Origin of the sequence: Chitinophaga solisilvae (assembly GCF_009928525.1) — a bacterium.
In the GTDB taxonomy this organism is placed as follows: Bacteria; Bacteroidota; Bacteroidia; order Chitinophagales; family Chitinophagaceae; genus Chitinophaga; species Chitinophaga solisilvae.
The window spans coordinates 225,036-250,284 of record NZ_JAABOK010000005.1 but is presented as its reverse complement, the minus strand read 5'-3'; the positions used below and the strand labels follow the sequence as shown (position 1 = coordinate 250,284).

The following is a 25,249-nucleotide window of genomic DNA, read 5'->3' as shown; positions in this document are numbered from 1 at the left end:
GTTGAAGCTTCTGTGGCTATTTATTGTTATGGTAAATGCTGTTTACAGCACGTACATTCACTTATGCGTTAGCCGGGGCTGTTCTGCCCTTGATACGGCCGGTGCTCATGAGACCATCGTAGTGGCGCATCAGGAGCTGGCTTTCGATCTGTTGCAGTGTATCCAGGATAACACCTACCATGATCAGCAGGGAAGTACCACCAAAGAAGGTAGCGAAGTTGCTGTTCACTTTGAAGGCAGCTGCCAGTCCGGGCATAATACCTACCAGTGCCAGGAAAAAGGCGCCGGGCAGGGTGATACGGTCCATCACTGCGCCGATGTAATCAGCAGTAGCTTTACCTGGTTTAACACCTGGGATGAAACCATTGTTGCGTTTCATTTCATCCGCCATCTGGGTAGGATTGAAAATGAGCGCGGTATAGAAGTAGGTAAATACAATCACCAGTACAGCGTAGATAACGTTATACCATCCGTTGGTGTGGTCACTGAAGATGCGGATGAAGGTGGACGCGCTTTCAGAAGAAGTCGCGAAACCTATCACGGTAGCAGGAATGAACATGATCGCCTGGGCGAAGATGATAGGCATAACCCCTGCCGCATTTACTTTCAGCGGGATGAACTGACGTACACCGCCATATTGTTTATTACCTACAATACGTTTTGCGTAGTTAACGGGTATTTTCCTGGTACCTTGTACGAGCAGGATAAGTCCGACAGTTATTAAGATAAAGATGGCAATTTCAATCAGGAACAGGATTGGTCCGCCGGAGCCGGCCACTTTGCTGGAGAATTCAGCAATCAATGCCTGTGGTAAGCGGGCAAGGATACCCATCATGATGATAATAGAAGTACCGTTACCAATACCTTTATCTGTGATCTTTTCACCGAGCCACATAACAAACAGGGTACCTGCCGTTAATACGATGGTAGTGGAAAGCCAGAAGAAAAAGGTACCGTATTCGGGAATAATAGCGCCACCAGACTGATTACGCAGATAAGCCACATAAGCACTTGCCTGGAATCCGGTTACAACCACTGTGAGGATACGGGTATACTGATTGATTTTTTTGCGGCCGCTTTCTCCTTCCTTCTGTAATTTCTGGAAATGAGGTACTGCTATTGTTAATAACTGGATAGCAATAGACGCGGAAATGTAGGGCATAATACCCAACGCAAAAATGGAGGCCCTTGAAAACGATCCGCCGGCAAACATGTTCACCAGCCCCAGAATTCCCTGGTTGGCACTTTTTTCAATGTTAGTGAGGGCGTTGGCATCAATACCGGGCAATGCAATATAGGACCCAATACGGTAGATGAGGACCAGGAGCAAGGTGGTTAAGATGCGGTTACGCAGATCCTCAATACTCCAGATATTCTTAATCGTTTCGATAAATTTCTTCACAGGAAGATAAAGGTTTAATAGCGCTATTAAATATGAAAAGACGCACTACTCCGTAGGCGTCTCCTCAGTCGTAAAGTCTTATACCAGTTCTACTGATCCACCTGCTGATTCGATGGCCTGTTTAGCTTTTTCACTGATCGCGTTCACTTTAACAGTAACCTTGGTTTTCAGTTCGCCGTTAGCCAGTATTTTAACTTTGGCGGTTCTGTTAACCAGGCCGTTCATGAACAGGTTTTCCAGGTTAAATTCCTGGAGACCGTATTTTTCAACTAAATGATCGAGTTGGCCCAGGTTGAAGATGGTGTATTCTTCGCGGTTGTTGTTGATGAAACCACGTTTAGGCATACGACGCTGAATTGGCATCTGGCCACCTTCGAAGCCTCTTTTGCTGGCGTAACCGGCACGTTGCTGGATACCCTTGTTACCTTTTGTAGAGGTACCACCTTTACCGGAAGCCTCACCACGTCCGAGACGTTTCTCTTTATGTACGGCGCCTTTTGCAGGCTTTAATGAATGCAGATTCATAATTAATTGTTTTTACTTACGCGGAAATTAACCGCTCGCATTTTAAATGTAAAAAGTATTCGCTGTAAAGATACAAATGTAAAAGTAAGATTATCAACAGACAATCCCACAGCAGTGTTACTTAATAATTAAGCTACTGTTTCTACTTTTACCAGGTGATCAACTTTACGAACCATTCCCAGGACCTGAGGAGTAGCTTCTACTTCAACAGTAGCGTTCATTTTAGTCAGCCCCAGTGCCTTCAAGGTCAGTTTCTGCCTTTCAGGACGGTCTATACCACTTTTCACTTGAGTGATCTTAATCTTTGCCATAAACCCCTATCCGCCGAAGGCGGAGTAATTTAATTGTTAATGAATGATGTCAATAATCCGGCTGAATTGGTATTTCCTGGTTATTCCTGAAAGGATTAACCGTTGAAAACCTTCTTCAGAGAGATGCTTCTGGTTCTGGCAACGCTGATAGGTTCGCGGAGCAGACCCAGGGCTTTGAAAGTAGCTTTTACCACGTTATGCGGATTGGCAGAACCCAGAGATTTAGCCAGTACGTCTGTAACGCCGGCGCTTTCCAGTACCGCACGCATAGAACCTCCCGCGATCACACCGGTACCGTGGGCAGCTGGTTTAATCAATACTTTGGCAGCGCCTTCTTTAGCAAACTGATCGTGAGGGATAGTACCGTGCATAACAGGAACCTTAATCAGGTTCTTCTTAGCATCGTCTATACCTTTGGTGATAGCCTGCTGTACTTCTTTAGCTTTACCAAGACCGTGACCCACTACGCCGTTTTCGTTACCTACAACAACCAGTGCGGAGAAACTGAAAGTACGACCGCCTTTGGTGGTTTTAGTAACACGGTTGATCGCCACAACTTTCTCTTTCAGCTCCAGATCACCGGCCTTTACTTTATTGAATGAATTCTTTGCCATTTTATTTTATAAGAATTACTTGTTCAGAATTATAAAATTCGGATCCAGTGATTAGAACTGGAGACCGCCTTCTCTTGCACCTTCAGCTACGGCTTTGATGCGGCCATGGTATAAATAACCACTTCTGTCAAAAACACAGCTGGTCAGACCTAAAGCGATTGCTTTCTGTGCCAGTGCAGCGCCAACCAGTTTGGATTTCTCAGATTTAGTACCTTTCTGTGCCTGAATATCCTTATCACGGGAAGAAGCTGATGCCAGGGTAGTACCGTTGGTATCATCAATCAGTTGCACATAGATATCGCTATTGCTGCGAAATACAGATAACCTTGGTGTTTTTGCAGTACCGGAGATCTTTTTACGGATGCGGTAGCGGATCTTCTGTCTCCTGCTAACTTTTGTGCTCATTTGAGTTATATTTTATTATCCCGATGCTGCCGGGATATACTGTTAAAATCAGCTAACCAGCTGTATGCCAGCCGGTTAGCTAATTAAAGATTAATTATTTACCAGCTGATTTACCAGCTTTCTTACGTACAACTTCATCGCTGTAGCGAACACCTTTACCTTTGTAAGGCTCTGGTTTACGCAGGCTGCGGATTTTGGCAGCTACCTGACCCAGCAGTTGTTTATCGATACCTTCCAGCATGATCTTAGGGTTCTGACCTTTTTCAGTCAGGGTAGCCACTTTCAGTTCTTTTGGAATTTCGATAACGATATTGTGAGAGTAACCCAGGGACAGATCCAGCAGCTGGCCAGCGTTGGCAGCTTTGTAACCCACACCCACGAGTTCCAGTTGTTTCTTGTATCCGTCAGTAACGCCGGTCACCATGTTAGCGAGCAGTGCGCGGTACAGACCGTGCAGTGCTTTATGGCGGATCTGGTCAGTAGGACGAACAACGGTTACTACTCCGTCTTTCACTTCTACCGTCAGGTCTCTGTCGATGCTTCTTTTCAGTTCACCTTTAGGACCTTTTACGGTTACTTCATTAGCAGCGGAAACAGATACTGTAACACCGCTGGCCAATTTGATAGGAGCTTTACCTATACGTGACATAACTTCTGTTTAAGTTGATTGTTGATATTGTTTACTGATTATCTGTGTTCAGCGCCGTATAGAAAGCTTAATTGTCAGATAATCACCGGTGGCTTCCCGTTGTATGAACAGGCGGTAAGCCGGATATATTAATAGATGTAGCAAACTACTTCACCACCTACGTTCTGTACTTTCGCTTCCTTATCGGTCATTACACCTTTAGAAGTAGAGATGATTGCCACACCCAGACCGTTCTTTACACGTTTGAACTCATCAGGTTTAGCGTACTGGCGCAGACCTGGACGGCTGATGCGCTGCAGTTCCTTGATGGCAGGTTCTTTAGTCTGAGGATCGTATTTCAACGCGATTTTGATAACGCCCTGTTTGTTGTCCTCTTCAAATTTGTACTTCAGGATATAACCTTTATCGTACAGTATTTCTGTAATACGTTTTTTCAGCTTGGAAGCCGGAATTTCCACGATCCTGTGGGTGGCCATTTGCGCGTTCCGGATTCTGGTCAGGAAGTCTGCTATTGGATCAGTAACCATTGTTTAAATAGTTTGATAATGTTTACAATGCGATATCCAATCGTAATAAGATGGGAATCAAATAACTTAATATTTAAGATTTCATTATTTGGTTATGTTGTTCTATAAATAAACAAATAACCCAATAATTACATCTTAAATTACCAGCTGGCTTTAGTTACGCCAGGGATTTTACCTGCGAGTGCCAGGTCGCGGAACATGTTCCTGCAGAGACCGAAGTGACGCATGTATCCTTTAGGACGACCGGTCAGCTGGCATCTGTTTTTCAGACGAACAGGAGAGGCATTTTTAGGAAGCTGGTCCAGTGCAGCGTAGTCACCGGCAGCTTTCAGGGCAGCGCGCTTTTCAGCGAATTTTGCTACCATCGCTTCTCTTTTCCTTTGTCTGGCTTTTACGGATTCTTTTGCCATAATTATTTATCGTTTCGATTTACTGATTATCTTTTTTCATGTTCCTGAACGGCATACCCATTTCCTTCAGCAGCTCGTAAGCTTCTTCGTTGGTGGTAGCAGTAGTAACGAAAGTGATATCCATACCGGACATTTTTGTTACTTTATCGATATCGATCTCAGGGAAGATGATTTGTTCGGTGATACCCATGGTATAGTTACCGCGGCCGTCGAACGCTTTTTCGTTTACACCTTTGAAGTCACGTACACGTGGCAGGGAAACAGAAACCAGGCGATCCAGGAAATCATACATATTGGTACCACGCAGTGTAACGCGGGCGCCGATAGGCATGTTTTTTCTCAGTTTGAAGTTAGAGATATCTTTCTTAGACAGGGTAGCGATTGCTTTCTGTCCGGAGATACGTGTCATTTCGTCCACAGCGATATCTACCAGTTTCTTATCGCCTACAGCACCATTGATACCTTGGTTCAGGCAAATTTTCACCAGGCGGGGAACCTGCATAACACTTTTGTAGTTGAATTTCTTCATCAGTGTACCAGCAACCTCATCCTTGTACTTTGTCTGCAGTCTTGGAGTATATTTAGAGTTAGCCATTATTTGATTACCTCCCCTGATTTTTTAGCGATACGAATTAATTTACCGTTTTCCCTCTGCCTGTTAACCCTTGTAGGTTTACCTGCTTTAGCATCCCACAGCATCACGTTGGAAATAGCAATAGGAGCTTCCTGCTTTACGATACCACCTTTGGTATTCTGCGCAGTAGGCTTGGTATGCTTGGTAATAATGTTAACGCCTTCTACAAGAATGCGGGCTTTGTCGGGGTGAACTTCCAGCACTTTGCGTGCTTTGGTCCTGTCCTTATCGTCGCCGGCAATTACCGCAACCAGGTCGCCCTTTTTAATGTTGAATTTAGGCTTAAATCTAGTTTTCATTACTTTGATTTATTTATAAACGCCAAGCGAAACATCTGTTTCGCTTGATTAATGTTTTGTCTCGTTTTGCAAACGGGCTGCAAAGATACGGAATATTTTGAAATTTCTTGATTTTGTGATTTTGTGCTTGAAATTACAAAATAACAAAACCAAGAAATCCGTAAATATCTTATAACACCTCAGGAGCCAGGGAGATAATTTTCATATAGCCCTTGTCTCTCAGCTCACGTGCAACCGGACCGAAAATACGGGTACCGCGAGGTTCGTCGGAGTTGTTCAGCAGTACAACGGCGTTATCATCGAAACGGATGTAAGAACCGTCTTTACGACGTAATTTGTTTTTGGTTCTTACGATTACGGCTTTCGTAACCATACCTTTTTTAGCACCACCACCAGGAATTGCATCCTTTACAGTTACTACAATTTTATCACCTACTTTAGCGTAGTCCTGGCCGGAGTTACCTAACACGCGGATGCAGAGTACTTCTTTTGCACCACTGTTATCCGCCACACTCAGCCTTGATTCTTGTTGTATCATCGTAATGAGTTTGTTGTTTAATCAGCGGCTGAAACCGGGATTGCCGGCAGCAGCTTGAAACAAATAAGAAATTATTTTACTTTTTCGATTACTTCTACCAGTCTCCAGCATTTGTTTTTGCTCAGAGGGCGTGTTTCCGCGATTTTCACGGTATCGCCGATGCTGCACTCGTTTTTATCGTCGTGCGCCATGAACTTGGTAGTTTTTTTAACGAATTTACCATAGATAGGGTGCTTCACTTTACGCTCCACCTTAACAGTAATGGTTTTATCCATTTTGTTGCTGGCAACCACACCAATCCTGGTTTTTCTTAATTTTCTTTCGGTCGTCATTGTTGAAAGTATTTAGCCCTCCCTGCGGGGAGGAAAAAAAGTTATACTAATGCTTAGAAGCCCAGTTGTTTTTTACGCAATTCAGTTTGCATGCGTGCGATATCGCGTCTCACAGAGCGGATGCTCATGGGATTTTCGATTGGCGTGATTGCATGACCGAATTTCATTTTCTTCAGGCGCAGTTCCTCGGCAGAGATTTTCTCTTTGAGGTCTTGTTCGCTCAGGCCTTTCAGATCCAGCTTTTCTTTTGCCATTGTATTTAATTTGGTTCAGTTTACTGCTGGTGGCAGTTTACCGGATTTTATGAATAGTTTGTAATTAAGCAACGTAGTCGCGGCTGGTTACAAATTTTACTTTGATGGGCAGTTTCTGTGCTGCGAGTTCCATCGCTTCTTTCGCTACCTGTAAGGGAACGCCGTCAGCTTCAAATAAAATTCTGCCTGGTTTTACTACTGCTGCCCAATGGTCTGGCGCACCTTTACCTTTACCCATCCTCACTTCCAAAGGCTTAGCGGTGATTGGTTTGTCAGGGAATATGCGAATCCACACGTTACCTTCACGTTTCATGTGCCTTGTTAAGGCTACACGGGCAGCTTCAATCTGCCTGTCAGTGATCCACTTAGGTTCTAATGCTTTAAGACCGAATGTACCAAAGGAGAGGGTAGCGCCTCTTTTAGCGTTCCCTTTGATGCGGCCTTTGTGCATCTTCCTGTGTTTCACTCTTTTTGGCTGTAACATCGTCTGTATTGTTAATGTTAATAGTAATTGTTAATGTTTGCTTTATCCACAGATATTATCTGCGGCCACCGCCACGGTTTTCGCCACCGCCTCTTCTTTCACCACCACGGTGATCTCTTCTTTCACCATGTTCTCTGCGATCACCACCTTCACGGCCACCACCGCGGTTATCACCTTCTTTACCTGTCAGCACGTTAGGGTTCAGATCGCGTTTACCCAGTACTTCACCTTTACAGATCCATACTTTGATACCGATTTTACCGTAAACGGTTAAAGCGAACAGAGAAGCGTAGTCGATGTCCATACGGAATGTGTGCAATGGAACGCGACCCTGCTTCATTTCTTCAGCACGCGCAATTTCAGCACCACCCAGACGACCGCTTACTTTGATTTTGATACCTTCAGCACCCATTCTCAGAGCGGTAGCAATAGCCATTTTGATAGCGCGTTTGTAGTTGATACGGCTTTCAATCTGTTTGGCGATTGTTTCTGCAACGATATTAGCATCCATTTCAGGACGGCGGATCTCGAGAATGTTGATCTGAACATCTTCTTTACCTGTCAGCTTCTTCAGCTCTTCCTTGATGCGATCAACTTCGTTACCACCTTTACCTATGATGATACCAGGCTTAGAAGTATGAACAGTGATGATTAACTTACCTAAAGTTCTTTCGATCACAACTCTGGAAATTCCGCCTTTGTTGATACGGGCATTCAGATAAGTTCTGATCTTGTTATCTTCGATCAGTTTGGTAGCAAAATCTTTTTTGCTGCCATACCAATTAGAGTCCCATCCTCTGATGATACCTAACCTGTTACCAATAGGATTTGTTTTCTGACCCATGTTCTGGTTATTTGTCTATTAGTTTAATAGTTTTAATTTCTATCTCTTTGGTATGAAACGCTTACTGTGCATTTTTACCATCCACTACAATCGTAACGTGGTTACTTCTCTTGCGGATACGGTAACCTCTACCCTGTGGAGCCGGACGCATTCTTTTCAGTGTGCGGCCGCCGTCAACCATGATAGTTTTTACGATCAGGTTCGCGTCTTCTACCCTTGCACCTTCGTTCTTCACTTTCCAGTTTGCGATAGCGGATACCAGCAGTTTTTCTAAAGGTACGCTTGGGTGCTTTGGATGGAATTTCAAAATATTCAAAGCCTTTTCTACATCCAGACCACGGATTAAGTCTGCCAGCAAACGCATTTTGCGGGTAGATGTAGGATTATTATTCAGCTTAGCTACTGCTTCCATTGTTATTAATTTCTTTTATTATTAAGTGTCTGATGCCTGATGTTTGAGATAAGGTCTGAAACCTGGTTCAAACCTCAAACCTCAGACTATAATTTACATTTTCTTGTTAGCGTGTCCTCTGAAGTTACGTGTTGGTGCAAATTCGCCCAGTTTGTGGCCAACCATAAATTCCGTTACATAAACAGGAATGAATTTGTTGCCATTGTGCACAGCGAAAGTGTGACCTACGAAATCAGGCGTGATAGTAGAACGACGGCTCCAGGTCTTGATAACAGTACGCTTGGTGCCCGCATTCATTTTTTCAACTTTATTCTCTAATTTCTGGTCTACGTAAGGACCTTTTTTTATGGAACGAGCCATGTCTTCTTATTTATGATTTTTCCAATTCCGGATTCCGGTATCAGCGGAACCCGGATTCCGAAATATTATAATTTTTTACCGTTTTTCCTGCTGATGATCAGTTTATCAGAGCTCTTATGCGGCTTTCTGGTTTTCAGACCTTTCGCATATTTGCCTGTTCTTGATCTTGGGTGACCTCCGGAAGATTTACCTTCACCACCACCCATCGGGTGATCTACAGGGTTCATCGCAACACCACGGTTACGTGGACGGATACCTCTCCAACGGTTGGCACCTGCTTTACCGATGGATTGCAGGGCGTGGTCGGAGTTGGAAACTGTACCTACAGTTGCCATACAGGTGTTTAATACTTTACGCAGTTCGCCGGAAGGCATTTTCAGTACTGCATATTTTTCTTCCTTGTTGGACAGCTGAGCGTATGCGCCGGCGCTTCTTGCGATAGCACCACCTTTACCAGGCTGCAGTTCAATGTTGTGAACAACAGTACCCAGTGGCATATTTTTCAGCGGCAACGCGTTACCTACTTCAGGAGCAACGTCAGCACCACTTACTACAGTGCTGCCAACCTGCAGCCCCTGCGGAGCGATGATGTAACGTTTCTCACCATCAGCGTAGCTAACCAGCGCGATGAATGCGCTACGGTTCGGATCGTACTCGATGGTTTTAACGGTAGCCGGAATATTTACTTTTTCACGTTTGAAATCAATTACACGGTATGCTTTCTTATGACCGCCACCGATGTAGCGCATAGACATTCTACCCTGTGCGTTTCTACCGCCGGACCTTTTAGCTGGTTCGAGCAGGCTTTTTTCGGGGGTATCCGTGGTCAGCTCAGCATAAGCGTTGCCTATTTTCCAGCGGGTACCGGCCGTCATTGGTTTGAACTTCTTCAGTGCCATTACTTCCTAAAAAGTTAAATGTTATTATAAAATATTAATCGTGATCTGCATATACATCCACATCCCGGCTGTTCAGGCCGGAACGGCACTACATGTTAGCATACAGATCTATAGCTTCGCCTGATGCGAGGGTAATGATCGCCTTTTTGTAAGACGGCTTTTTACCTGCAATGAAACCGGCTTTTGTAAAGCGGAATTTAGCTTTACCCGGCATTACGGCAGTATTTACATCCTGTACAGTTACACCGTAGAATTCTTCCACTGCTTTTTTGATCTCCAGTTTGTTGGCTTTTTTGTCAACAATGAAGTAGTAGCGGTTGAATTTTTCGGTGGCTTTATTCACCTTTTCGGATACTACCGGTTTGATTAAAACGTCTGAAAGTTTCATCTCTGTTATAGCTTATAGCTTTTAAGCTGTTAGCTTTTAGCTTTGTTATTTAATTGGTTTTCAGCCCTATGCTTCTGCCGGCTCTTCTGTGAAGATTTTAGCAGCGCTTTCTGTGAACACAATGTAGTTGCTGTTCATGATATCATAGGTATTGATATCGCTCAGCATTGCACCGTCTACAGTCGGGATGTTTCTTAAAGACAGATAAACGTTATCGTTGTATTCAGGTGTGATGAACATAGTCTTCTTACCATCTACATTGATGTTCAGGTTCTTTAAGATACCAACGAATTGTTTGGTTTTAGGAGTCTGCAGCGCCAGATCTTCCACGATGATGATGCTGTTCTCTTTCGCTTTAACGGACAGGGCAGAGATCTTAGCGAGATCTTTTACTTTTCTGTTCAGTTTAAAGCCCCAACCGTGAGGTTTAGGTCCGAAGATGGTACCACCACCTTTATAGAGCGGGTTACGGATGTTACCTTTACGGGCACCACCGGTACCTTTTTGTTTGTGCAGTTTACGGGAAGCACCTTTTACTTCAGCTCTGGTTTTTACCTTGTGGGTACCCTGACGCTGAGCAGCCAGGTATTGCTTAACAGCCAGGTAGATAACGTGGTTGTTAGGCTCAACACCAAAGATCTCCTCAGGAAGTTCAATGGATCTTCCGGTTTTCTTACCTTCTATATTTAAAATATCGACTTGCATGTTACTTCTGGATTAAAACGATTGAACCATTGTGGCCGGGAACGGAACCACTTACCAGGATATAATTCTTTTCAGGGAATATTTTCAGGATTTTCAGACCTTTCACTTTCACTCTTTCGTTACCTGTCTGACCAGCCATACGCATACCCTTGAAAACGCGGGAAGGATAAGATGATCCACCAACAGAACCAGGAGCCCTGCTTCTATCGTGCTGACCGTGGGTAGCTTCACCCACACCGCTAAATCCGTGGCGTTTTACAACACCCTGGAAGCCTTTACCTTTGGAGGTGCCTACAACGTCGATAGTTTCACCTTCAGCGAAGATTTCGCAGGTGATAGTTTCGCCGAGGGCTTTCTGTACGTCCGGGTTGCGGAATTCTTTTACAAATCGTTTGGGAGAGGTGCTTGCTTTCGCGAAGTGACTGCTTTCAGCTTTTGTGGCGTGCTTTTCTTTCTTTTCACCGAAAGAAACCTGAATTGCATTGTAACCGTCTGATTCCAGGTTTTTTACCTGTGTTACAACGTTGGGACCCGCTTCGATAATGGTGCAGGCAGTCTGCTTACCATTGGACTCGAAGATGCTGGTCATACCAATCTTTTTACCAATAATACCTTTCATTTGTTATATGATTTTACCCAGCGCCTGGGGGATTTCTAGCTATCCCCAGGATGGGCGGTTTAAATACATTTATTGGGCGGCCGCCCAGAAGGCGCGACCTATGTGTTTTGTGTTAAAATTGTTACCTGCTGATAATCAACGGTAACCATAAATCAAGTAAAGGCGGGCCTTTTGCCCAGCCTTGCTGTTGTCCTATGCTTTAATTTCAACTTCTACCCCAGAAGGTAAATCCAGCTTACTGAGCGCATCTACCGTCCTGGAAGAGGAGGTGTAAATGTCCAATAAACGCTTGTGAGTACACAACTGGAACTGCTCGCGCGCTTTCTTATTTACGTGCGGAGAACGCAGTACCGTAAAAATTTTCTTCTCTGTAGGTAAAGGTATTGGACCTGTTACCACGGCGCCCGTGTTACGCACGGTTTTTACGATCTTCTCAGCAGACTTGTCTACCAGGTTATGATCGTAGGACTTCAGCTTGATTCTTATTCTCTGAGACATATGCAATGAACTTCTTCGTTTTTTCCCTTTTACAATTTGGGAGGGCAAAGGTAACCCGTTTTTCTTAATTGGCAAATAATTCTCGGAAAAAAATAAAAAGAATCCTGGCAAAAGTTTGCCACGGCTGCGGAATGAGAAGGACAAAGGAGGAGAAATTATAATGTGTTGCTCCCGAAAACATTCATTCTGTGCATGTTAGGTCTTAGGTTAAGTTGACATGCTGATTTTGACAAATATAGGAAAACAAAATTCAAAACAAAAAAAATTACACATTCCTGAAAAAGAAACTGCTCCTTCCGGTTTCCCTGCCCCGTATACCCAGGTATACAATGATACAGATAACCAGCAGGAGCAGCTTCCTGAATTAATTAACGCCACTACCAGCGTGCCCGGGCTTCCCGGCAGGGGTTGTTACAACCCTCCGCCCAGGCCTCCCAGCAGGGATTTAACCAGTCCCAGTACCAGCGCAAGCAGTTGATTGAGCAAATCCATGTAGTCAGTTTTGGTTATACCTACTCTATCGACTGGTTTTCGGCAATCCCAGCTGCCATACCTTTCATATGGCAGGAACTAAATTTAATGGCAATCGTCCCATTCCTTACTGACCATTCCCGTTCATTTTAAACCAGTCTGGTCATTTTGTTCAAACCGCTATAGCAGCGCAATTAACCTGCCTGGGTATAATACCAACAAAAAAGCTCCGGGTGTCCCCGGAGCTAAACAATGTTTATAAGGGAATATCCCTTATCTGCGTAGCGCGATTACAGGCCGCCCAGTAAAGATTTCAGCAGAGCGATAACTGTTGCGAGAAGTTGATTCAGCAAATCCATGTGATAAGGTTTTGTTAGGTAAAGCCTACTCTATTAACTGGTTTTCGGCAAATCCCAGTGCAATACGGTTGTATTACAGGGAATAAATTTAAACGCATTAAACTGAATTCACCTCAGCCATTCCTGTTCATTTTATAGTGCATAAGTCATTTTGTTCAATGCAATACCATGGCCAATTTGATAGGCATATCACGACATACTCAGGCAGGATTCCTTCCCATTTTTACTTCAATCGATTACTTTTCCATTATCCGTACCTCATAAAAAAAGCTCCGGATGTTTTATCCGGAGCTTCAAAAACGTAGTAAGGGAAAAATTCTGCCGAAGCGAAAACCCTTACCCGGGTAATCCTGATTACAGGCCGCCCAGCAGAGAATTCAGCAGTGCAATCACAGTTGCCAGCAGTTGGTTCAGTAAATTCATAATATGGTTATTACTTCAATTAATGCCTACTCTATTCCTGGTTTTCGGCAATCCCAATTGACGGCATATGCTGCTATCAACCCTTTAAAATTAAATGCTATCCGGACAATAACATACATTCATTTTATTCATTCTCGCTTTGAAAAGATGCACCCCGTTCATTCCAGTGAACCACGACACCTGCACAAACAGCCATACCTGGCTTATTCCGGACACAACATCTCCATCACCATCAAAAAGCATAATTATATCATCTGTAACTATCATTATAAGAAAGGAATCCTAACTAATTTCTTTCATAAGAACACAAAAAAAGCCACGGCATAAGCCGTGGCTATCACAAAACAATTTTTTACTGCGCTTTAGAATGCGCCTAAAATGGTGTGCAGGAATTTCAGGAAGGCCTGTAACATAGCGTTTAACATAAGGACATGATTAAATGGATTCTGGCTTACTCTTTTATTGGTTTTCAGCAATCCCAAATGAACAGTAGCAACTGCTCACACAACTAAAGTAACAGGTTCTGCCCATATATGTATATTCAGTTTCATTCACTCATGATATGAGTATTCATTTTGTTCATACTGAACAAAATCCAGACTGATGCCATCAAAAAAAATTCCGGCTGCAACACCCGTTGCAACCGGAACTTCTCAATTTTGCTTGCCAGTAATTTATATAAATTACTTTCCTCTTTCTTCCCTGTAAATCTGTTTAGCTTTCGCTGATGGCAGATAAATCTGGAAACCGATACCCAGATTCAGCCTGTTGGAGGTAGTTGAACTACCAAAACCTACTGTCAGGTTGTATTTCAGCAACCCTTCCAGTGATACGTTAGGCGTGATAAAATAAGCAATACCAGGCCCTACACCTAAATCAAGCCCTGTTGTACTCGTGCTTCCAACAGAGTTGCTGGAGCCGCCGAAACCTGCATTGGCTTCCAGGAAGAACCTGGTCCTTTTGGAGAATTCCAGTTTACGCACGTTCTTGTCTTCCACAAAATAACGCCCGAAAGCACCCACACCGTAAGTGGTTTGTGTACCTGCGCCCTTAGCCGTATTCAGAATGAAGTTTACATAACCTCCGACAGCCAGCCCGTCTTTAATGAACCAGCCTACCTTTGGCGTAATACCCATACTGAACTTGGTATTGTTTTTCTGAAAATCCACATTGAAGTTACTGAGGTCCGCGCCAATCATAATATTGCCTTTCTGGATCTGAGCGTTAACGGTTGAGCCTAACATTAAGCCTAATGCAACAAGGGTTAAGAGACGAAATCTTTTCATAATCTGATTTTTAGTTTTAACAATTTAACATGCTGAATGAATAATAAACCCGTCATGCAAATGCGTTATACATCTGCACACTCACGTATTAAGCAGGCAATGCCTCCAAATAATGAACTTATAACTAAAAGGCAGGGGGATAAAGGGGTAGCCAGGTAACAAAATTTCACAAACAATCACTCATACATTCCCGACGTATTCTGTTCACAAAACTACTGAAAATGAACATAATAAGTATTCATCTATCTAAAAAAAATATAAAAAAATATCTTACTGCACAGCCTGTGGTCATCTGCCGGTATAATAATTTATCTTTATCATATAAGCTATAACAATCAACCTTCAATGTTGTTGTATGAAAAACCTGATCTGCGTAATCCTTCTGCTGTACGCTGTTTCCGCCTGTCATAAGCAAGATGCGCCGGACAACACCTTCCCCCCGCTCCCATCGAAAGACAGCCTGCGTATTGTTGCCGGCGGCCTGCACTTCCCCTGGGAAATACTATGGGGTCCTGACAATCACATCTGGATGACTGAACGTAACGGCCGCATCAGCAGAGTGGATACCGGTACCGGGGCAGTACAGGTATTACTGACTATTCCTGCGGTCAAAAGTATAAATGAAGGCGGACTGCTCGGTATGACGCTGCATCCGGATTTTGCCCGGCAACCCTATGTTTTTGTTGTCTATAACTATGATAATGGCAGTGGTGGTTACCGGGAACGGGTGGTACGCTATACCTATCAGCATAATACACTGGCACAACCGCTGACGCTGCTGGATAATATCGGTGCATCGGCTATTCACAACGGCTCGCGGCTGCTTATTCTGAAAAATGATCCTGATAAACTGTGGATTACTACCGGTGATGCGAATCAGCAGGCGGATGCGCAAAACCTGGCAAAACCCAATGGAAAAATACTTCGTATCCGTATTGACGGTACTATTCCTGCGGACAATCCCGTTGCTGGTAATCCCATGTGGTCCCGCGGCCACCGCAATCCACAGGGGCTTGTAGCTGCCGGTAACCTGCTGTATGCGGCCGAGCACGGACCTGATATAGAAGATGAAGTCAACATCATAGAAAAACTGGGAAACTATGGCTGGCCGGCAGTCAAAGGGCCCTGCGATACGCCTGATGAAACAGCATTCTGTAACGCCAACCAGGTTACAGCGCCGATCTGGTCATCCGGCGGCCGTACGGTAGCTACTTCGGGCATGGACTATTATAATCATGATTTTATTCCGGCATGGAAAAACTCCCTGCTGGTAGCCACCCTGAAGGGCAGCACCCTCTATCAGCTGCAGTTGTCGGCCAATGGCAGGGCGGTTACCGGCGTCAGGCAATATCTGACCAATCGTTTTGGCCGGCTGCGCGACGTCTGCGTGGCGCCTTCCGGGCAGGTATATGTGTGTACCAGTAATGGAAATAATGCGGACAGGATTATAGAAATTAACAAACCGTAGCGGTTACAGCATATCAATATGGGCACAAAAGCGGCCCTGCTGCTGCAGAAATATAAGGTAACGCTCCAGCTTCTGCTGCATAACGGCGCCGGATATACGACTGATATATCCGGGCAGGTTATACTCCCGGATATTCACCAGTTCCCAGGGATGGAACTGAAAAGAGAGATAATGATCTTTTTGAAGGATCACTTTACTGAAATGCCGGGACATCCAAAGTGGCGTATTTTTCAGCGTAAGCCAGAAAACCGGGTACCGGATAAGCGGGGATACGGAAGAAGGAATTATCCACATACCATCCTGCCGGTACATGGTACGGGGTTCGCGGCGATGATTCAAATGTCCCGGAAGCCAGGTAGGATTCAGCGAAGCATCATAACTATAACCTGCACGCAGCAAGGCTTTCAGATCTGCCCTGCTTCCCCCCGGCATGCGGAAGCCCCTCACCTGCTGCCCGCTGATTTCCTGCAGTACCAGCCGGGAACCTTCCATATCCTGTTCTGCAAAGGAGCTGTGATAATAGGCATGCGAGGCTATTTCGTGGTGAAGCGCCAGCTGCCTGATTAGTTCGGGATAATGTTGTGCCCAGTAGGCGGTGATAAAAAAGGTGGCACGTACCTGGTATTTTTCGAAGAGTTGCAGCGCAGCCTGCAGGCCGCGGCGTGATATTTCCAGTTTCTCCTGCAGCGGAACCTGCCGGCCAAATGCTTCCGGTATATCAAATTCTTCCACATCAACACTGATTAATATCCTGTTGTCCTGCTTCATATATGTAGATGACGTTATACTATGCCGTATGTTTCGCCAGCTTCAGGTAGTCGTACATAGTAATGAACTCTCCTTCAGCTGACAGGTCTTTCAGCAGCTTTACGAGGCGTTGCTGTAAACCTTTGCCAGCGTACCTTTTCGTGTACTGCGGAATGTTATACTCTTTCAGTTCCACAAATTCCCAGGGATGGAAATAGAGGCAGAGATAACCATCATGTTTCAGTGTCTGTATAGCCAGTGATTTAAAAACTGCATAGGGAAAGTTCTTAAATGCTAACCAGAACAAGGGAATCCGCAGATTCGGGCTAACGGCGGCGGGCATACGAAGTACGCCTTCATCCGTATAAACGGTACGTGGTTTATCGCGGTAGTTATAGCGTCCTGGTATCCAGGTAGGGTTAATCGAAGAATCGTATATATAGCCTGCTTTTTTCACGTCACTCATTTCCACATGGCGCATGCGGGGCATGCGCAGGCCGTATACCGGTTTCCTGGTGATATGTTCCAGACTCAGTTTACTTTCCAGCAGGTGCTCCGGAGAGAAACAGGAATGAAAAAAGGTATGGGAAGCTATTTCATGTTTCTCAGCGATAGCTTTTATATCTACCGGGAATGTCTGTGCAAAATTAGCAGTGGTAAAAAAAGTACTGGTAGCTGCAGCGTTATTGATAATTTCCATTGTGGCTATCAAGCCTTCATGTCCAACCCTCATCTGGTCTGCCACAGGCACTTGCTGATTATACTCCAGCGGCATATCAAATTCTTCCACATCAAAGCTCAATAATACAAAGCGGTTATTACTCATATGCTACTCTCTCGAATTAAATTACTATCTTTTATAATATATCTTTCTCTTTTTACCTGCGGTCTTACCGGCCGCAGTTCTTCTCTTGCAAAGTTACTTTCTCTGGCGAGATTATTTTCCCTTACCAGGTATATTGGTCTTTGTTTGTTCTGCATGAACAGTTTGCCCAGGTAGATACCGATGATACCCATAATCATCAGCTGCAGTCCGCCGAAGAAAGCGATGGTGATGATAGTGGAAGCCCATCCGGAGATGGGGTGTTCGAATACATAACTAAAGATGGCGTAAGGGATATACAGGGAAGAGAGGATCGAAACGATAAGACCGATGTATGTGGCAGCATACAGCGGGCGGGTGCTGAAGGAGGTGAATCCCTGCAGCGCGAAATAAAGCATCTTTTTATAGGTGTATTTCGACTCGCCGGAAGAGCGTTGCTCGGGCACATATTCTATGCCGAGTTGCCGGTATCCGGCCCATTTCACGAGGCCGCGGAAAAACAGGTCAGACTCCTGCAGGTCTTTCAGCACATTTACCACTACCCTGTCGAGTAAACGAAAATCTGCTGTTCCTTTTTCGATTTCAATATCGGATAACCTGTTCATGATGCTGTAGAACAGGTTGGATGTTTTTCTTTTCAGGAAAGGTTGTTTATGGTCTTCCTGCCGGATGGTATAGACTACTTCATGGCCTTCTTCCCATTTTTCCAGCAGGAGCGGGATTAATGCAGGCGGATGCTGCATATCGCCGTCCATACTGATGACGCAGTCGCCGTCGGCCATATCCAGGCCAGCTTTCAGGGCAGCCTGGTGACCAAAGTTTCTTGAAAAGGAGATATAGCGCACATTGTCGTACAGGCAGGTGAGCTTCTTGATATTTTCCAGGGTAGCATCGCTGCTGCCATCGTCTACAAAGAATATATTAAACCTGTAGGGTAATGTTTCAAATATGCGTTGTACTGCCATGTTGAGGACAGCCACATTATCCTGTTCATTAAAAACCGGTACTACGATGGAAACTAATTTTTTCATCTTATACGCTAAATTTTATCAGGCAGATTTTTACCGAAAGCCACGTCTTTAATCAGGAGCAGCCATACCAGCAGGCAGGGCAGCGCTTTCAGGGCAAAAGCCCGTATAATATGTATTTTTATATAGGGCGGGCAGAGATCTGTTGTTGACAAACTTGTAACGAAGATGGCAAAAACGAGTACTCCTATCACCCAGGGTGTTTTTTGTTGTTCCAGCACATACCAGATACCTACTCCTGTCATTGCGATCACATAGGTGGCAGATTCTGCCGAGTCGCTGAAAATGACCACCGAAATGAGCACGAGGGCCAGGTAACGGAGGCGGTAGGCCGTGTTGGCGTACTGGGAAATCCGTAACAGCGGCCACGCGAAAATGGCAACTGCCGGCACCAGTACATACAGGTCGTTAAACGACGTTGTCTGAAAGGTGCGGCGGATGATTCCCATCACACATATATCCTGCATATGGGTATGGCTCAGGCTGCTGACGTTTTCCACGACCTTATCACTGAGAGCGTGATACCAGTCGGCATAAGACCGGATAATGAAATCCGGCGAGGAAAAGATCATCGGCAGACAAAAGAGCACTGCCAGCCACATGAAGCCGTAGCATATAAACCTGACCCGGTGTTTTGAGAACAGGAAGAATACAATAGCGGCGATCGGATATAATTTTATCAGGAAACCCAGTACTATAAAGAAGGTTGCCCAGATATCCCTTTCTCTTTCAACAAAAACAAAAGCCAGGATGATGAAGGCAGCGGTCATTGCGTTGAATTGCACGTTATGAGCCGCGGACATCATATCCACGAGGCTGATGAGCAGGATGATTAAAATGTTCTTGCGTGACAGCGGTAACATTTTAATAGCCAGCAGTAAAACGGCAGCATTCACGAGGTTCCAGGCGATAACGCCCAGCCAGTCGGGTAATACTGCAAAAGGAGCTATGACAACGCTGAAAACGGGGCCGTAATGATTAATATCTGCATATTCAGCAGGATATGGTGAATACAGGTTCGTTTGTGCCAGGGTGTGCCAGAACACCTGCCGGAAAATGAGGTAATTATTAAAGGAATGGTGCAGTACTTCAGCCAATCCGGCAATAAATGCCAATAAAAACCACAGTAATACCGGTATAGAAATTTTCCAACTTTTAAAGATCTTAAACTCAGCAAATAAAAAATTCATAAGGTCTTTGGCCATTTATATATACTACATTTCCAGGCCGGATATGTTGCCTATACCTGTTGCTGCCTGTTCCATCATGTGTTTTTTGTCAGTGATTCTACCCGGGAACAAAGGGTTCCTTCGGGGCAGAATCACATCAGTGCCGGAAGCAGGTATAACCTGTATTCCCGTCTAATTATAACAGTTGCAGGAGGTGTGTATAAATTCAAACACATGTCTGGTTTAATGCGGCTATCAGTATAGAGCAAAAAAATCTACAGTTCGCATTTCTATAGTATTGACGGGAAAAGGGCGGCCACCCCCTAGTTAATATGAAAAAAATATAGGTGTTGTAACAATTATTAACGAGACATAAAAAAGGCCCTGAAAATCAGGACCCCGGCATTGGCAAAAGTACATTTCAGTTATAGGTTATCTGTACTCAATTTATAGAAAATCGGCATACCGGCAATAGCATGTTCATGTAAGAAAAAAGGGTTGTTCTGTTTATCAGAACAACCCTTTAGTTATTTGGAAGAATCTGTATTAGGCGTTTACTTTACCTTTTACTTTCGCTATCACTTCTTCAGCAACGTTGTTCGGAGCCGGAGCGTAGTGAGAGAATTCCATGATGGAGCTTGCACGGCCGGAAGACAGTGAACGCAGCTGTGTTACGTAACCGAACATTTCGCTCAGCGGAACTTTAGCTTTGATTACCTGTACACCATTCTTAGCATCCATACCTTCCAGCATACCACGACGACGGTTCAGGTCACCTGTAACATCACCCATGTATTGATCCGGAGTTTGTACTTCTACTTTCATGATTGGCTCCAGCAGTACTGGTTTAGCTTTACGGGCAGCTTCACGGAAGGCTTGTTTGGCGCAAAGCTCGAAGGACATTGCGTCGGAATCCACCTGGTGGAAAGATCCGTCAAACAGACGAACTCTCAGGTTCACCAGCGGGAAGTTAGCGAGTACACCCTGGCTGAGGGACTGTTCGAAACCTTTCTGTACGGAAGGAATGAACTCTTTCGGAATAGCACCACCGAAGATATCGTTGATGAACTGCAGGGATTTACCTTCGTTCTCTTTCAACCATTCTGCTTCAGCAGGTCCGATTTCAACCTGGATATCCGCGAATTTACCACGACCACCGGTTTGTTTCTTGAATACCTCACGGTGTTCAACTTTGGTAGTCAGTGCTTCTTTGTAAGCAACTTGCGGAGCACCCTGGTTAACTTCTACCTTGAATTCGCGACGCATACGGTCAACGATGATTTCGAGGTGAAGCTCACCCATACCGCTGAGGATAGTCTGACCGGTTTCTTCGTCAGTTTTCGCTTTCAGGGTAGGATCTTCTTCTACCAGTTTAGCGATGGCCATACCCATTTTATCAACGTCTGCCTGAGTTTTAGGCTCGATGGCGATACTGATAACCGGCTCCGGGAAAGTCATTACTTCCAGGATGATCGGGTGGTTTTCATCGCACAGGGTGTCACCTGTTTTGATATCTTTAAAACCAACAGCAGCACCGATATCACCAGCTTCGATGAAATCGATAGGGTTCTGCTTGTTAGCGTGCATCTGCATGATACGGCTGATACGCTCGTTTTTACCGGTACGGGTGTTCAGTACATAAGAACCTGAATCCAGGTGACCGGAATAGGCCCGGAAGAACGCCAGACGACCTACGAAAGGATCAGTCATGATTTTGAAAGCCAGTGCAGCAAATGGTTCTTTTGCATCTGGTTTACGGAGAATTTCATCACCGGTGTCAGGATTGGTACCTTTTACCGCTTCGATGTCCATTGGAGAAGGCAGGTAACGGCAAACCGCATCCAGCATTTTCTGAACACCTTTGTTTTTGAAGGAAGAACCGCACATCATCGGGATGATAGCGATATCGATGGTAGCTTTACGGATAGCTTCGTGGATTTCTGCTTCGGAGATAGAGTTAGGATCTTCGAAGAATTTCTCCATCAGGGTATCGTCGTATTCAGCAACTGCTTCTACCAGTTTAGCTCTCCATTCTTCTGCCTCTTCTTTCATATCGGCAGGAATGTCGATTTCCTGGTAAGTAGCACCTTTACCTTCTTCGTCCCAGATGATACCTTTCATGGTGATCAGATCAACCACACCTTTGAAAGAATCTTCCGCACCGATTGGCAGGGTCAGAGGAACGGGGTTAGCACCCAGCATTTCTTTCACCTGTTTAACTACGTTCAGGAAGTCAGCACCGGAACGGTCCATTTTATTTACGAAACCGATACGTGGTACACGGTAGCGGTTAGCCTGGCGCCAAACGGTTTCAGACTGAGGTTCAACACCGGATACGGCGCAGAACAGGGCCACCAGACCATCGAGTACACGGAGGGAACGCTCTACCTCAACGGTAAAGTCCACGTGACCCGGGGTATCGATGATGTTAAATTTATATTGTTTTGTATCAGGTTGAGCTTTACCCTGTAAAGTTGGGAAATTCCAAAAACAAGTGGTAGCAGCAGATGTGATGGTAATACCTCTTTCCTGCTCCTGTGCCATCCAGTCCATGGTAGCAGCACCCTCGTGTACCTCACCAATTTTGTGGGATTTACCTGTGTAATACAGGATACGCTCTGTGGTAGTGGTTTTACCCGCATCAATGTGCGCCGCAATACCAAAGTTCCTTTGAAATTTTAAGTCTGCCATAATATTAAAATGACTAAATAATGCAATTTGGGGGGCAAAGGTAATCTTTTTATTACAATAAATAAAACGAGTTCAGATTGCCATTATGTTATTTCTTTTTAACAAACAGCGCCCTTTTTCACATTAAACTATTACTGCATGAATAATGGTGCTCATAACCAGTTTTGGCGCTGTATCAGCCGTTTTTTCATCAAATACTGCCGATAGCTAAATATCCTTTTTCTTTTGTTTTCAAATCCTTCAAATTAGTGGTAATAAGTAAATCTGAGCGCACTACCCAACCTAAATTACTTTGATATTGTTATTGATGTATCAGCCCCGTGTAGGACACCATAGCCTGATTGAAAATCTACGGTAGCGCGATCTTCTGAAAATACAGACAGAGCATGCATGAAACAATAATACGCTCCCACTCATCTTATTGTTTACTACCTGACTACATATCACGACTAATTGTAGCGAAATAGTGTATTAACATATCAAATCAACCTATCTTTTATGAAGTGCATTCTCCCCAAGTGCATCCTGGCGCTATGTGCGCTCACCTTGCTGTGCCTTACAGCGCATGCACAACTGATTCTCAACCGGCAGGTAACAGCCAGCAATGGCGGCAGCGGGGTCGTCAATGGCACCCGCATTCAGTACACCATCGGAGAAAGCGTTGTACAGACCATTTCCGATGGCCGTTTATTGCTGACGCAGGGCTTTCAGCAGCCGGAAGAACTGCCGCCGCTGGCTCCCGGAGCCAGTCCGGTAAAGAGTTACCTCATTTTCCCCAATCCGGCGGTATCCAATGCAAAGATTCAGTTTGATCTGTTGCTGGAGGCAACCACCACTATCCAGGTAATTAATACGGCAGGGCAAACGCTGCACTCCCAGGTTATCCGGCTGGGTGTGGGTAAAACTACGGTAGTACTTCCTGTCAATCATTTCGCAGCAGGCATTTACACGGTCATGTTGAAAGTCGGTTCCAGCATTTATTATGAAAAGCTCATTGTACAATAGCCGTAGCTGCCCTCTCACCTCTTAAATGCCGAAAACATGAAACACGGTTACACACTTTTACTACTTACTGGTTTACTGCTCTGTGAGCGCCCGCTGTACGGCCAGAAAGCCGGGCAGAAAGCGCCTAACATCGGCGCCAGTTTTCTGCTGATTAATCCGGACGCCAGGAGCAGCGGTACAGGCGACGCCACCACGGGGCTGGCGCCTGATCCGAACGCTTTGTTTTCCAATGCCGCCAAAATAGTTTTTGCCGGCGACTGGGGCGTCAGCGCCAATTATTCTCCCTGGATGTGGGAACTCAACAGCAACCAATCCAACATGGCGTATGTATCTGCCTACAAAAACTGGAACAGCAGGGAGGGCGTGGGTATTTCCATGAAATACTTCAAATACGGGCAGGTTACCTTCAGGGATGACAACGGTACTATTCTGCAGGATTACACACCGAAAGAATTTGCCGTAGACGCCTCTTATGCGCGTAAGCTGGGGAACCATATGTCGCTGGCCATTTCCATGCGGTATATCCGCAGTCAGCTGGGAGAAGGCTCCTTCAACGGCCTTCAGCAGAAGCCGGCATCTGCAGTAGCGGGAGATGTGGGTTATTATTACCAGAATTCGGCAGATAAACTGGATTTCGGCAACAGGTATTGCTTTGGCGTCAGCCTGACGAATATAGGCACCAAGCTGCAATACACGGATGATAATACCCGCAAGAGTTTTCTGCCTATGAGCCTGCGTATCGGCGGCGGTTATACGTTTGTTCATACCAACGAACATGAGTTCACCATTTCTGCAGATATCAACAAACTGCTCGTACCCACTCCTCCTGTTTATGCGCTGGATTCCAACGGCATAGAAACCAACCGGATACTGAAAGGGAAAGATCCCAACCGGGGGGTGGTGGCGGCCATCTTTTCTTCTTTTGGAGATGCCCCGGATGGCTTTCAGGAAGAGATACGGGAATTTACTGCCGGCGTAGGAATAGAATATGCCTACAAGCAGGCCTTTTTCCTGAGAACCGGTTATTTCTACGAGCATCCCAATAAGGGCTACCGGCAACATTTTTCCGCAGGTATGGGTGTCCGGTTTTCCGGTATGGAGCTGGATGTAGCCTTTGTAAGCCCTACTGATGGCAGCTTACGTCAACGACGCACCCTGAAATTCTCGCTCGTTTTCAACATAGGCGGCAATACCGAAAACAGGCCGGAAGAATAACAGCTATTCAGATAAAACGGCCGGCATGGCCTATTCTTTACCTCTCCTTAAATCAACTATATGAAACTAATCATGCTATCTGTCACCCTGGTGCTGTGTACCCTTGCAGCCCGCGCACAGGAAAAAGAGGGCCGGGTATTGTTTCCCAATCTCCAGCAGGAATATCAGCAGCTGAAGAACAATGAACAGCAAAAGCCAGCCAGTGAGGCGGCGGCGCAATTCCGGGGTAAATCTCTGATGGAATATTTTTTCCCTGGCTATAAAGCGCATTCCACTGCCGTAGCAGGAAAAATGCAACGTGCAGCTGCTGCCGGCGGCAGACAGCAGGCTCCTTCAGATTTTTCCCAGGCGGAAGCGGCGGCCAAGCAACCACCTGTACCCGGCCCTGAAAAGCATACCATAGAGCAGGCCACGCTTCCTGAAAAACAAGCCTCTGTAAAACAAAAACCATAACA

The 25,249-nt window shown here is 45.1% G+C and carries 32 protein-coding genes; 4 read left to right on the top strand and 28 right to left on the bottom strand.

Going from position 1 to position 25,249, the window contains the following annotated elements:
• Positions 1 to 61 precede the first annotated feature (61 nt).
• The 23 genes from secY to GWG06_RS11830 form a co-directional block, all read right to left on the bottom strand.
• Entirely contained in the window at positions 62 to 1,402 is a 1,341-nt protein-coding gene (gene secY / locus GWG06_RS11940; protein WP_127043138.1) for a preprotein translocase subunit SecY, read from the bottom strand.
• Between the two features lie 78 nt (positions 1,403 to 1,480).
• Positions 1,481 to 1,927 carry a 50S ribosomal protein L15 gene (gene rplO / locus GWG06_RS11935; RefSeq protein ID WP_127043136.1) on the bottom strand — a complete coding sequence of 149 codons (447 nt, stop codon included), beginning with the start codon at positions 1,925 to 1,927 and terminating at the stop codon, positions 1,481 to 1,483.
• Positions 1,928 to 2,055: 128 nt separating this feature from the next.
• Positions 2,056 to 2,238 carry a 50S ribosomal protein L30 gene (gene rpmD, locus GWG06_RS11930; protein ID WP_127043134.1) on the bottom strand — a complete coding sequence of 61 codons (183 nt, stop codon included), beginning with the start codon at positions 2,236 to 2,238 and terminating at the stop codon, positions 2,056 to 2,058.
• A gap of 95 nt (positions 2,239 to 2,333) precedes the next feature.
• Positions 2,334 to 2,852, bottom strand: coding sequence for a 30S ribosomal protein S5 (gene rpsE / locus GWG06_RS11925; protein WP_127043133.1), 519 nt, complete (start codon positions 2,850 to 2,852; stop codon positions 2,334 to 2,336).
• Positions 2,853 to 2,903: 51 nt separating this feature from the next.
• On the bottom strand, positions 2,904 to 3,257 hold the full coding sequence (gene rplR, locus GWG06_RS11920) for a 50S ribosomal protein L18 (protein ID WP_127043131.1): 354 nt from the start codon (positions 3,255 to 3,257) through the stop codon (positions 2,904 to 2,906).
• Positions 3,258 to 3,351: 94 nt separating this feature from the next.
• Positions 3,352 to 3,906, bottom strand: a complete 555-nt coding sequence (gene rplF / locus GWG06_RS11915) for a 50S ribosomal protein L6 (protein ID WP_127043129.1) — start codon at positions 3,904 to 3,906, stop codon at positions 3,352 to 3,354.
• A gap of 128 nt (positions 3,907 to 4,034) precedes the next feature.
• Entirely contained in the window at positions 4,035 to 4,433 is a 399-nt protein-coding gene (gene rpsH / locus GWG06_RS11910; protein WP_127043127.1) for a 30S ribosomal protein S8, read from the bottom strand.
• A gap of 140 nt (positions 4,434 to 4,573) precedes the next feature.
• Positions 4,574 to 4,843 (bottom strand): 30S ribosomal protein S14, encoded by a 270-nt coding sequence (gene rpsN / locus GWG06_RS11905; RefSeq protein ID WP_127043125.1) that lies wholly within the window; start codon positions 4,841 to 4,843, stop codon positions 4,574 to 4,576.
• 19 nt (positions 4,844 to 4,862) lie between these two features.
• Positions 4,863 to 5,438 (bottom strand): 50S ribosomal protein L5, encoded by a 576-nt coding sequence (rplE, locus tag GWG06_RS11900; RefSeq protein ID WP_160713481.1) that lies wholly within the window; start codon positions 5,436 to 5,438, stop codon positions 4,863 to 4,865.
• Positions 5,438 to 5,776: a 50S ribosomal protein L24 gene (gene rplX / locus GWG06_RS11895; RefSeq protein ID WP_127043121.1), complete on the bottom strand. Its 339-nt coding sequence runs from the start codon at positions 5,774 to 5,776 to the stop codon at positions 5,438 to 5,440. The genes rplE and rplX overlap by 1 nt, the downstream gene beginning before the upstream one ends.
• 169 nt (positions 5,777 to 5,945) lie before the next feature.
• Positions 5,946 to 6,314 (bottom strand): 50S ribosomal protein L14, encoded by a 369-nt coding sequence (gene rplN, locus GWG06_RS11890; protein WP_078666984.1) that lies wholly within the window; start codon positions 6,312 to 6,314, stop codon positions 5,946 to 5,948.
• A 71-nt stretch (positions 6,315 to 6,385) separates the two neighbouring features.
• The gene (gene rpsQ, locus GWG06_RS11885) at positions 6,386 to 6,646 is read right to left on the bottom strand and encodes a 30S ribosomal protein S17 (RefSeq protein ID WP_127043119.1); all 261 of its coding nucleotides are present in this window, start codon (positions 6,644 to 6,646) and stop codon (positions 6,386 to 6,388) included.
• Between the two features lie 53 nt (positions 6,647 to 6,699).
• The gene (gene rpmC / locus GWG06_RS11880) at positions 6,700 to 6,900 is read right to left on the bottom strand and encodes a 50S ribosomal protein L29 (RefSeq protein WP_127043118.1); all 201 of its coding nucleotides are present in this window, start codon (positions 6,898 to 6,900) and stop codon (positions 6,700 to 6,702) included.
• A gap of 64 nt (positions 6,901 to 6,964) precedes the next feature.
• Positions 6,965 to 7,384 (bottom strand): 50S ribosomal protein L16, encoded by a 420-nt coding sequence (rplP, locus tag GWG06_RS11875; protein ID WP_078666981.1) that lies wholly within the window; start codon positions 7,382 to 7,384, stop codon positions 6,965 to 6,967.
• Positions 7,385 to 7,439: 55 nt separating this feature from the next.
• Complete coding sequence (gene rpsC, locus GWG06_RS11870; RefSeq protein WP_127043116.1) at positions 7,440 to 8,228, bottom strand: 30S ribosomal protein S3; 789 nt, start codon at positions 8,226 to 8,228, stop codon at positions 7,440 to 7,442.
• A 61-nt stretch (positions 8,229 to 8,289) separates the two neighbouring features.
• Positions 8,290 to 8,640, bottom strand: coding sequence for a 50S ribosomal protein L22 (gene rplV, locus GWG06_RS11865; RefSeq protein ID WP_127043114.1), 351 nt, complete (start codon positions 8,638 to 8,640; stop codon positions 8,290 to 8,292).
• 93 nt (positions 8,641 to 8,733) lie between these two features.
• Positions 8,734 to 9,000 carry a 30S ribosomal protein S19 gene (rpsS, locus tag GWG06_RS11860; protein ID WP_127043112.1) on the bottom strand — a complete coding sequence of 89 codons (267 nt, stop codon included), beginning with the start codon at positions 8,998 to 9,000 and terminating at the stop codon, positions 8,734 to 8,736.
• 65 nt (positions 9,001 to 9,065) lie between these two features.
• Complete coding sequence (gene rplB / locus GWG06_RS11855; protein ID WP_127043110.1) at positions 9,066 to 9,899, bottom strand: 50S ribosomal protein L2; 834 nt, start codon at positions 9,897 to 9,899, stop codon at positions 9,066 to 9,068.
• A gap of 88 nt (positions 9,900 to 9,987) precedes the next feature.
• Positions 9,988 to 10,287, bottom strand: a complete 300-nt coding sequence (gene rplW / locus GWG06_RS11850) for a 50S ribosomal protein L23 (protein ID WP_127043108.1) — start codon at positions 10,285 to 10,287, stop codon at positions 9,988 to 9,990.
• Between the two features lie 66 nt (positions 10,288 to 10,353).
• Positions 10,354 to 10,992, bottom strand: a complete 639-nt coding sequence (gene rplD, locus GWG06_RS11845; protein WP_127043106.1) for a 50S ribosomal protein L4 — start codon at positions 10,990 to 10,992, stop codon at positions 10,354 to 10,356.
• A 1-nt stretch (position 10,993) separates the two neighbouring features.
• The gene (gene rplC / locus GWG06_RS11840; protein WP_127043104.1) at positions 10,994 to 11,611 is read right to left on the bottom strand and encodes a 50S ribosomal protein L3; all 618 of its coding nucleotides are present in this window, start codon (positions 11,609 to 11,611) and stop codon (positions 10,994 to 10,996) included.
• Between the two features lie 192 nt (positions 11,612 to 11,803).
• Positions 11,804 to 12,109, bottom strand: coding sequence for a 30S ribosomal protein S10 (gene rpsJ / locus GWG06_RS11835; RefSeq protein ID WP_012789286.1), 306 nt, complete (start codon positions 12,107 to 12,109; stop codon positions 11,804 to 11,806).
• A gap of 1,936 nt (positions 12,110 to 14,045) precedes the next feature.
• Complete coding sequence (locus GWG06_RS11830; protein ID WP_127043103.1) at positions 14,046 to 14,648, bottom strand: outer membrane beta-barrel protein; 603 nt, start codon at positions 14,646 to 14,648, stop codon at positions 14,046 to 14,048.
• Positions 14,649 to 15,003: 355 nt separating this feature from the next.
• Here GWG06_RS11830 and GWG06_RS11825 point away from each other — a divergent pair, with 355 nt between their 5' ends.
• On the top strand, positions 15,004 to 16,116 hold the full coding sequence (locus GWG06_RS11825) for a PQQ-dependent sugar dehydrogenase (RefSeq protein ID WP_160713479.1): 1,113 nt from the start codon (positions 15,004 to 15,006) through the stop codon (positions 16,114 to 16,116).
• Positions 16,117 to 16,119: 3 nt separating this feature from the next.
• On the opposite strand, the gene GWG06_RS11820 is transcribed toward GWG06_RS11825, so the two are convergent.
• The 5 genes from GWG06_RS11820 to fusA all read right to left on the bottom strand — a co-directional run bounded on the left by GWG06_RS11820 (position 16,120) and on the right by fusA (position 22,574).
• The gene (locus GWG06_RS11820) at positions 16,120 to 16,884 is read right to left on the bottom strand and encodes a polysaccharide deacetylase family protein (RefSeq protein WP_160713477.1); all 765 of its coding nucleotides are present in this window, start codon (positions 16,882 to 16,884) and stop codon (positions 16,120 to 16,122) included.
• Between the two features lie 19 nt (positions 16,885 to 16,903).
• Positions 16,904 to 17,689: a polysaccharide deacetylase family protein gene (locus tag GWG06_RS11815; protein ID WP_160713475.1), complete on the bottom strand. Its 786-nt coding sequence runs from the start codon at positions 17,687 to 17,689 to the stop codon at positions 16,904 to 16,906.
• Positions 17,686 to 18,717 (bottom strand): glycosyltransferase family 2 protein, encoded by a 1,032-nt coding sequence (locus GWG06_RS11810; RefSeq protein WP_160713473.1) that lies wholly within the window; start codon positions 18,715 to 18,717, stop codon positions 17,686 to 17,688. Before GWG06_RS11810 ends, GWG06_RS11815 begins: the two co-directional genes overlap by 4 nt.
• An 8-nt stretch (positions 18,718 to 18,725) precedes the next feature.
• A complete protein-coding gene (locus GWG06_RS11805; RefSeq protein ID WP_160713471.1) occupies positions 18,726 to 19,811 on the bottom strand; it encodes a glycosyltransferase family 87 protein in 1,086 nt (361 codons plus the stop codon).
• Positions 19,812 to 20,429: 618 nt separating this feature from the next.
• Positions 20,430 to 22,574: an elongation factor G gene (gene fusA / locus GWG06_RS11800; RefSeq protein ID WP_202183004.1), complete on the bottom strand. Its 2,145-nt coding sequence runs from the start codon at positions 22,572 to 22,574 to the stop codon at positions 20,430 to 20,432.
• 498 nt (positions 22,575 to 23,072) lie between these two features.
• On the opposite strand from fusA, the gene GWG06_RS11795 reads away from it, so the two are divergent.
• Genes GWG06_RS11795 through GWG06_RS11785 form a run of 3 tightly spaced genes read left to right on the top strand, consistent with a single transcriptional unit; the run spans position 23,073 to position 25,247 of the window.
• Positions 23,073 to 23,579, top strand: a complete 507-nt coding sequence (locus GWG06_RS11795) for a T9SS type A sorting domain-containing protein (protein WP_127042335.1) — start codon at positions 23,073 to 23,075, stop codon at positions 23,577 to 23,579.
• 36 nt (positions 23,580 to 23,615) lie between these two features.
• Complete coding sequence (porV, locus tag GWG06_RS11790) at positions 23,616 to 24,794, top strand: type IX secretion system outer membrane channel protein PorV (RefSeq protein WP_160713469.1); 1,179 nt, start codon at positions 23,616 to 23,618, stop codon at positions 24,792 to 24,794.
• Positions 24,795 to 24,854: 60 nt separating this feature from the next.
• Positions 24,855 to 25,247 carry a hypothetical protein gene (locus GWG06_RS11785; RefSeq protein WP_160713467.1) on the top strand — a complete coding sequence of 131 codons (393 nt, stop codon included), beginning with the start codon at positions 24,855 to 24,857 and terminating at the stop codon, positions 25,245 to 25,247.
• Positions 25,248 to 25,249 lie beyond the last annotated feature (2 nt).

Coding starts and splice junctions, on each gene's coding strand:
- rpsS (WP_127043112.1), bottom strand. CDS start 9,000: ATGGCTCGTTCCATAAAAAAAGGTCCTTACGTAGACCAGAAATTAGAG.
- rpmC (WP_127043118.1), bottom strand. CDS start 6,900: ATGGCAAAAGAAAAGCTGGATCTGAAAGGCCTGAGCGAACAAGACCTC.
- rpmD (WP_127043134.1), bottom strand. CDS start 2,238: ATGGCAAAGATTAAGATCACTCAAGTGAAAAGTGGTATAGACCGTCCT.
- GWG06_RS11820 (WP_160713477.1), bottom strand. CDS start 16,884: ATGAAGCAGGACAACAGGATATTAATCAGTGTTGATGTGGAAGAATTT.
- rplV (WP_127043114.1), bottom strand. CDS start 8,640: ATGGAAGCAGTAGCTAAGCTGAATAATAATCCTACATCTACCCGCAAA.
- rpsJ (WP_012789286.1), bottom strand. CDS start 12,109: ATGTCTCAGAGAATAAGAATCAAGCTGAAGTCCTACGATCATAACCTG.
- porV (WP_160713469.1), top strand. CDS start 23,616: ATGAAACACGGTTACACACTTTTACTACTTACTGGTTTACTGCTCTGT.
- rplO (WP_127043136.1), bottom strand. CDS start 1,927: ATGAATCTGCATTCATTAAAGCCTGCAAAAGGCGCCGTACATAAAGAG.
- GWG06_RS11830 (WP_127043103.1), bottom strand. CDS start 14,648: ATGAAAAGATTTCGTCTCTTAACCCTTGTTGCATTAGGCTTAATGTTA.
- fusA (WP_202183004.1), bottom strand. CDS start 22,574: ATGGCAGACTTAAAATTTCAAAGGAACTTTGGTATTGCGGCGCACATT.
- rplD (WP_127043106.1), bottom strand. CDS start 10,992: ATGCAAGTCGATATTTTAAATATAGAAGGTAAGAAAACCGGAAGATCC.
- rpsQ (WP_127043119.1), bottom strand. CDS start 6,646: ATGACGACCGAAAGAAAATTAAGAAAAACCAGGATTGGTGTGGTTGCC.
- GWG06_RS11810 (WP_160713473.1), bottom strand. CDS start 18,717: ATGAAAAAATTAGTTTCCATCGTAGTACCGGTTTTTAATGAACAGGAT.
- GWG06_RS11815 (WP_160713475.1), bottom strand. CDS start 17,689: ATGAGTAATAACCGCTTTGTATTATTGAGCTTTGATGTGGAAGAATTT.
- rpsH (WP_127043127.1), bottom strand. CDS start 4,433: ATGGTTACTGATCCAATAGCAGACTTCCTGACCAGAATCCGGAACGCG.
- rplB (WP_127043110.1), bottom strand. CDS start 9,899: ATGGCACTGAAGAAGTTCAAACCAATGACGGCCGGTACCCGCTGGAAA.
- rplP (WP_078666981.1), bottom strand. CDS start 7,384: ATGTTACAGCCAAAAAGAGTGAAACACAGGAAGATGCACAAAGGCCGC.
- rpsE (WP_127043133.1), bottom strand. CDS start 2,852: ATGGCAAAGAATTCATTCAATAAAGTAAAGGCCGGTGATCTGGAGCTG.
- rplR (WP_127043131.1), bottom strand. CDS start 3,257: ATGAGCACAAAAGTTAGCAGGAGACAGAAGATCCGCTACCGCATCCGT.
- rplE (WP_160713481.1), bottom strand. CDS start 5,438: ATGGCTAACTCTAAATATACTCCAAGACTGCAGACAAAGTACAAGGAT.
- rpsN (WP_127043125.1), bottom strand. CDS start 4,843: ATGGCAAAAGAATCCGTAAAAGCCAGACAAAGGAAAAGAGAAGCGATG.
- GWG06_RS11795 (WP_127042335.1), top strand. CDS start 23,073: ATGAAGTGCATTCTCCCCAAGTGCATCCTGGCGCTATGTGCGCTCACC.
- rplW (WP_127043108.1), bottom strand. CDS start 10,287: ATGAAACTTTCAGACGTTTTAATCAAACCGGTAGTATCCGAAAAGGTG.
- rplX (WP_127043121.1), bottom strand. CDS start 5,776: ATGAAAACTAGATTTAAGCCTAAATTCAACATTAAAAAGGGCGACCTG.
- rpsC (WP_127043116.1), bottom strand. CDS start 8,228: ATGGGTCAGAAAACAAATCCTATTGGTAACAGGTTAGGTATCATCAGA.
- rplF (WP_127043129.1), bottom strand. CDS start 3,906: ATGTCACGTATAGGTAAAGCTCCTATCAAATTGGCCAGCGGTGTTACA.
- GWG06_RS11785 (WP_160713467.1), top strand. CDS start 24,855: ATGAAACTAATCATGCTATCTGTCACCCTGGTGCTGTGTACCCTTGCA.
- rplN (WP_078666984.1), bottom strand. CDS start 6,314: ATGATACAACAAGAATCAAGGCTGAGTGTGGCGGATAACAGTGGTGCA.
- GWG06_RS11825 (WP_160713479.1), top strand. CDS start 15,004: ATGAAAAACCTGATCTGCGTAATCCTTCTGCTGTACGCTGTTTCCGCC.
- rplC (WP_127043104.1), bottom strand. CDS start 11,611: ATGAAAGGTATTATTGGTAAAAAGATTGGTATGACCAGCATCTTCGAG.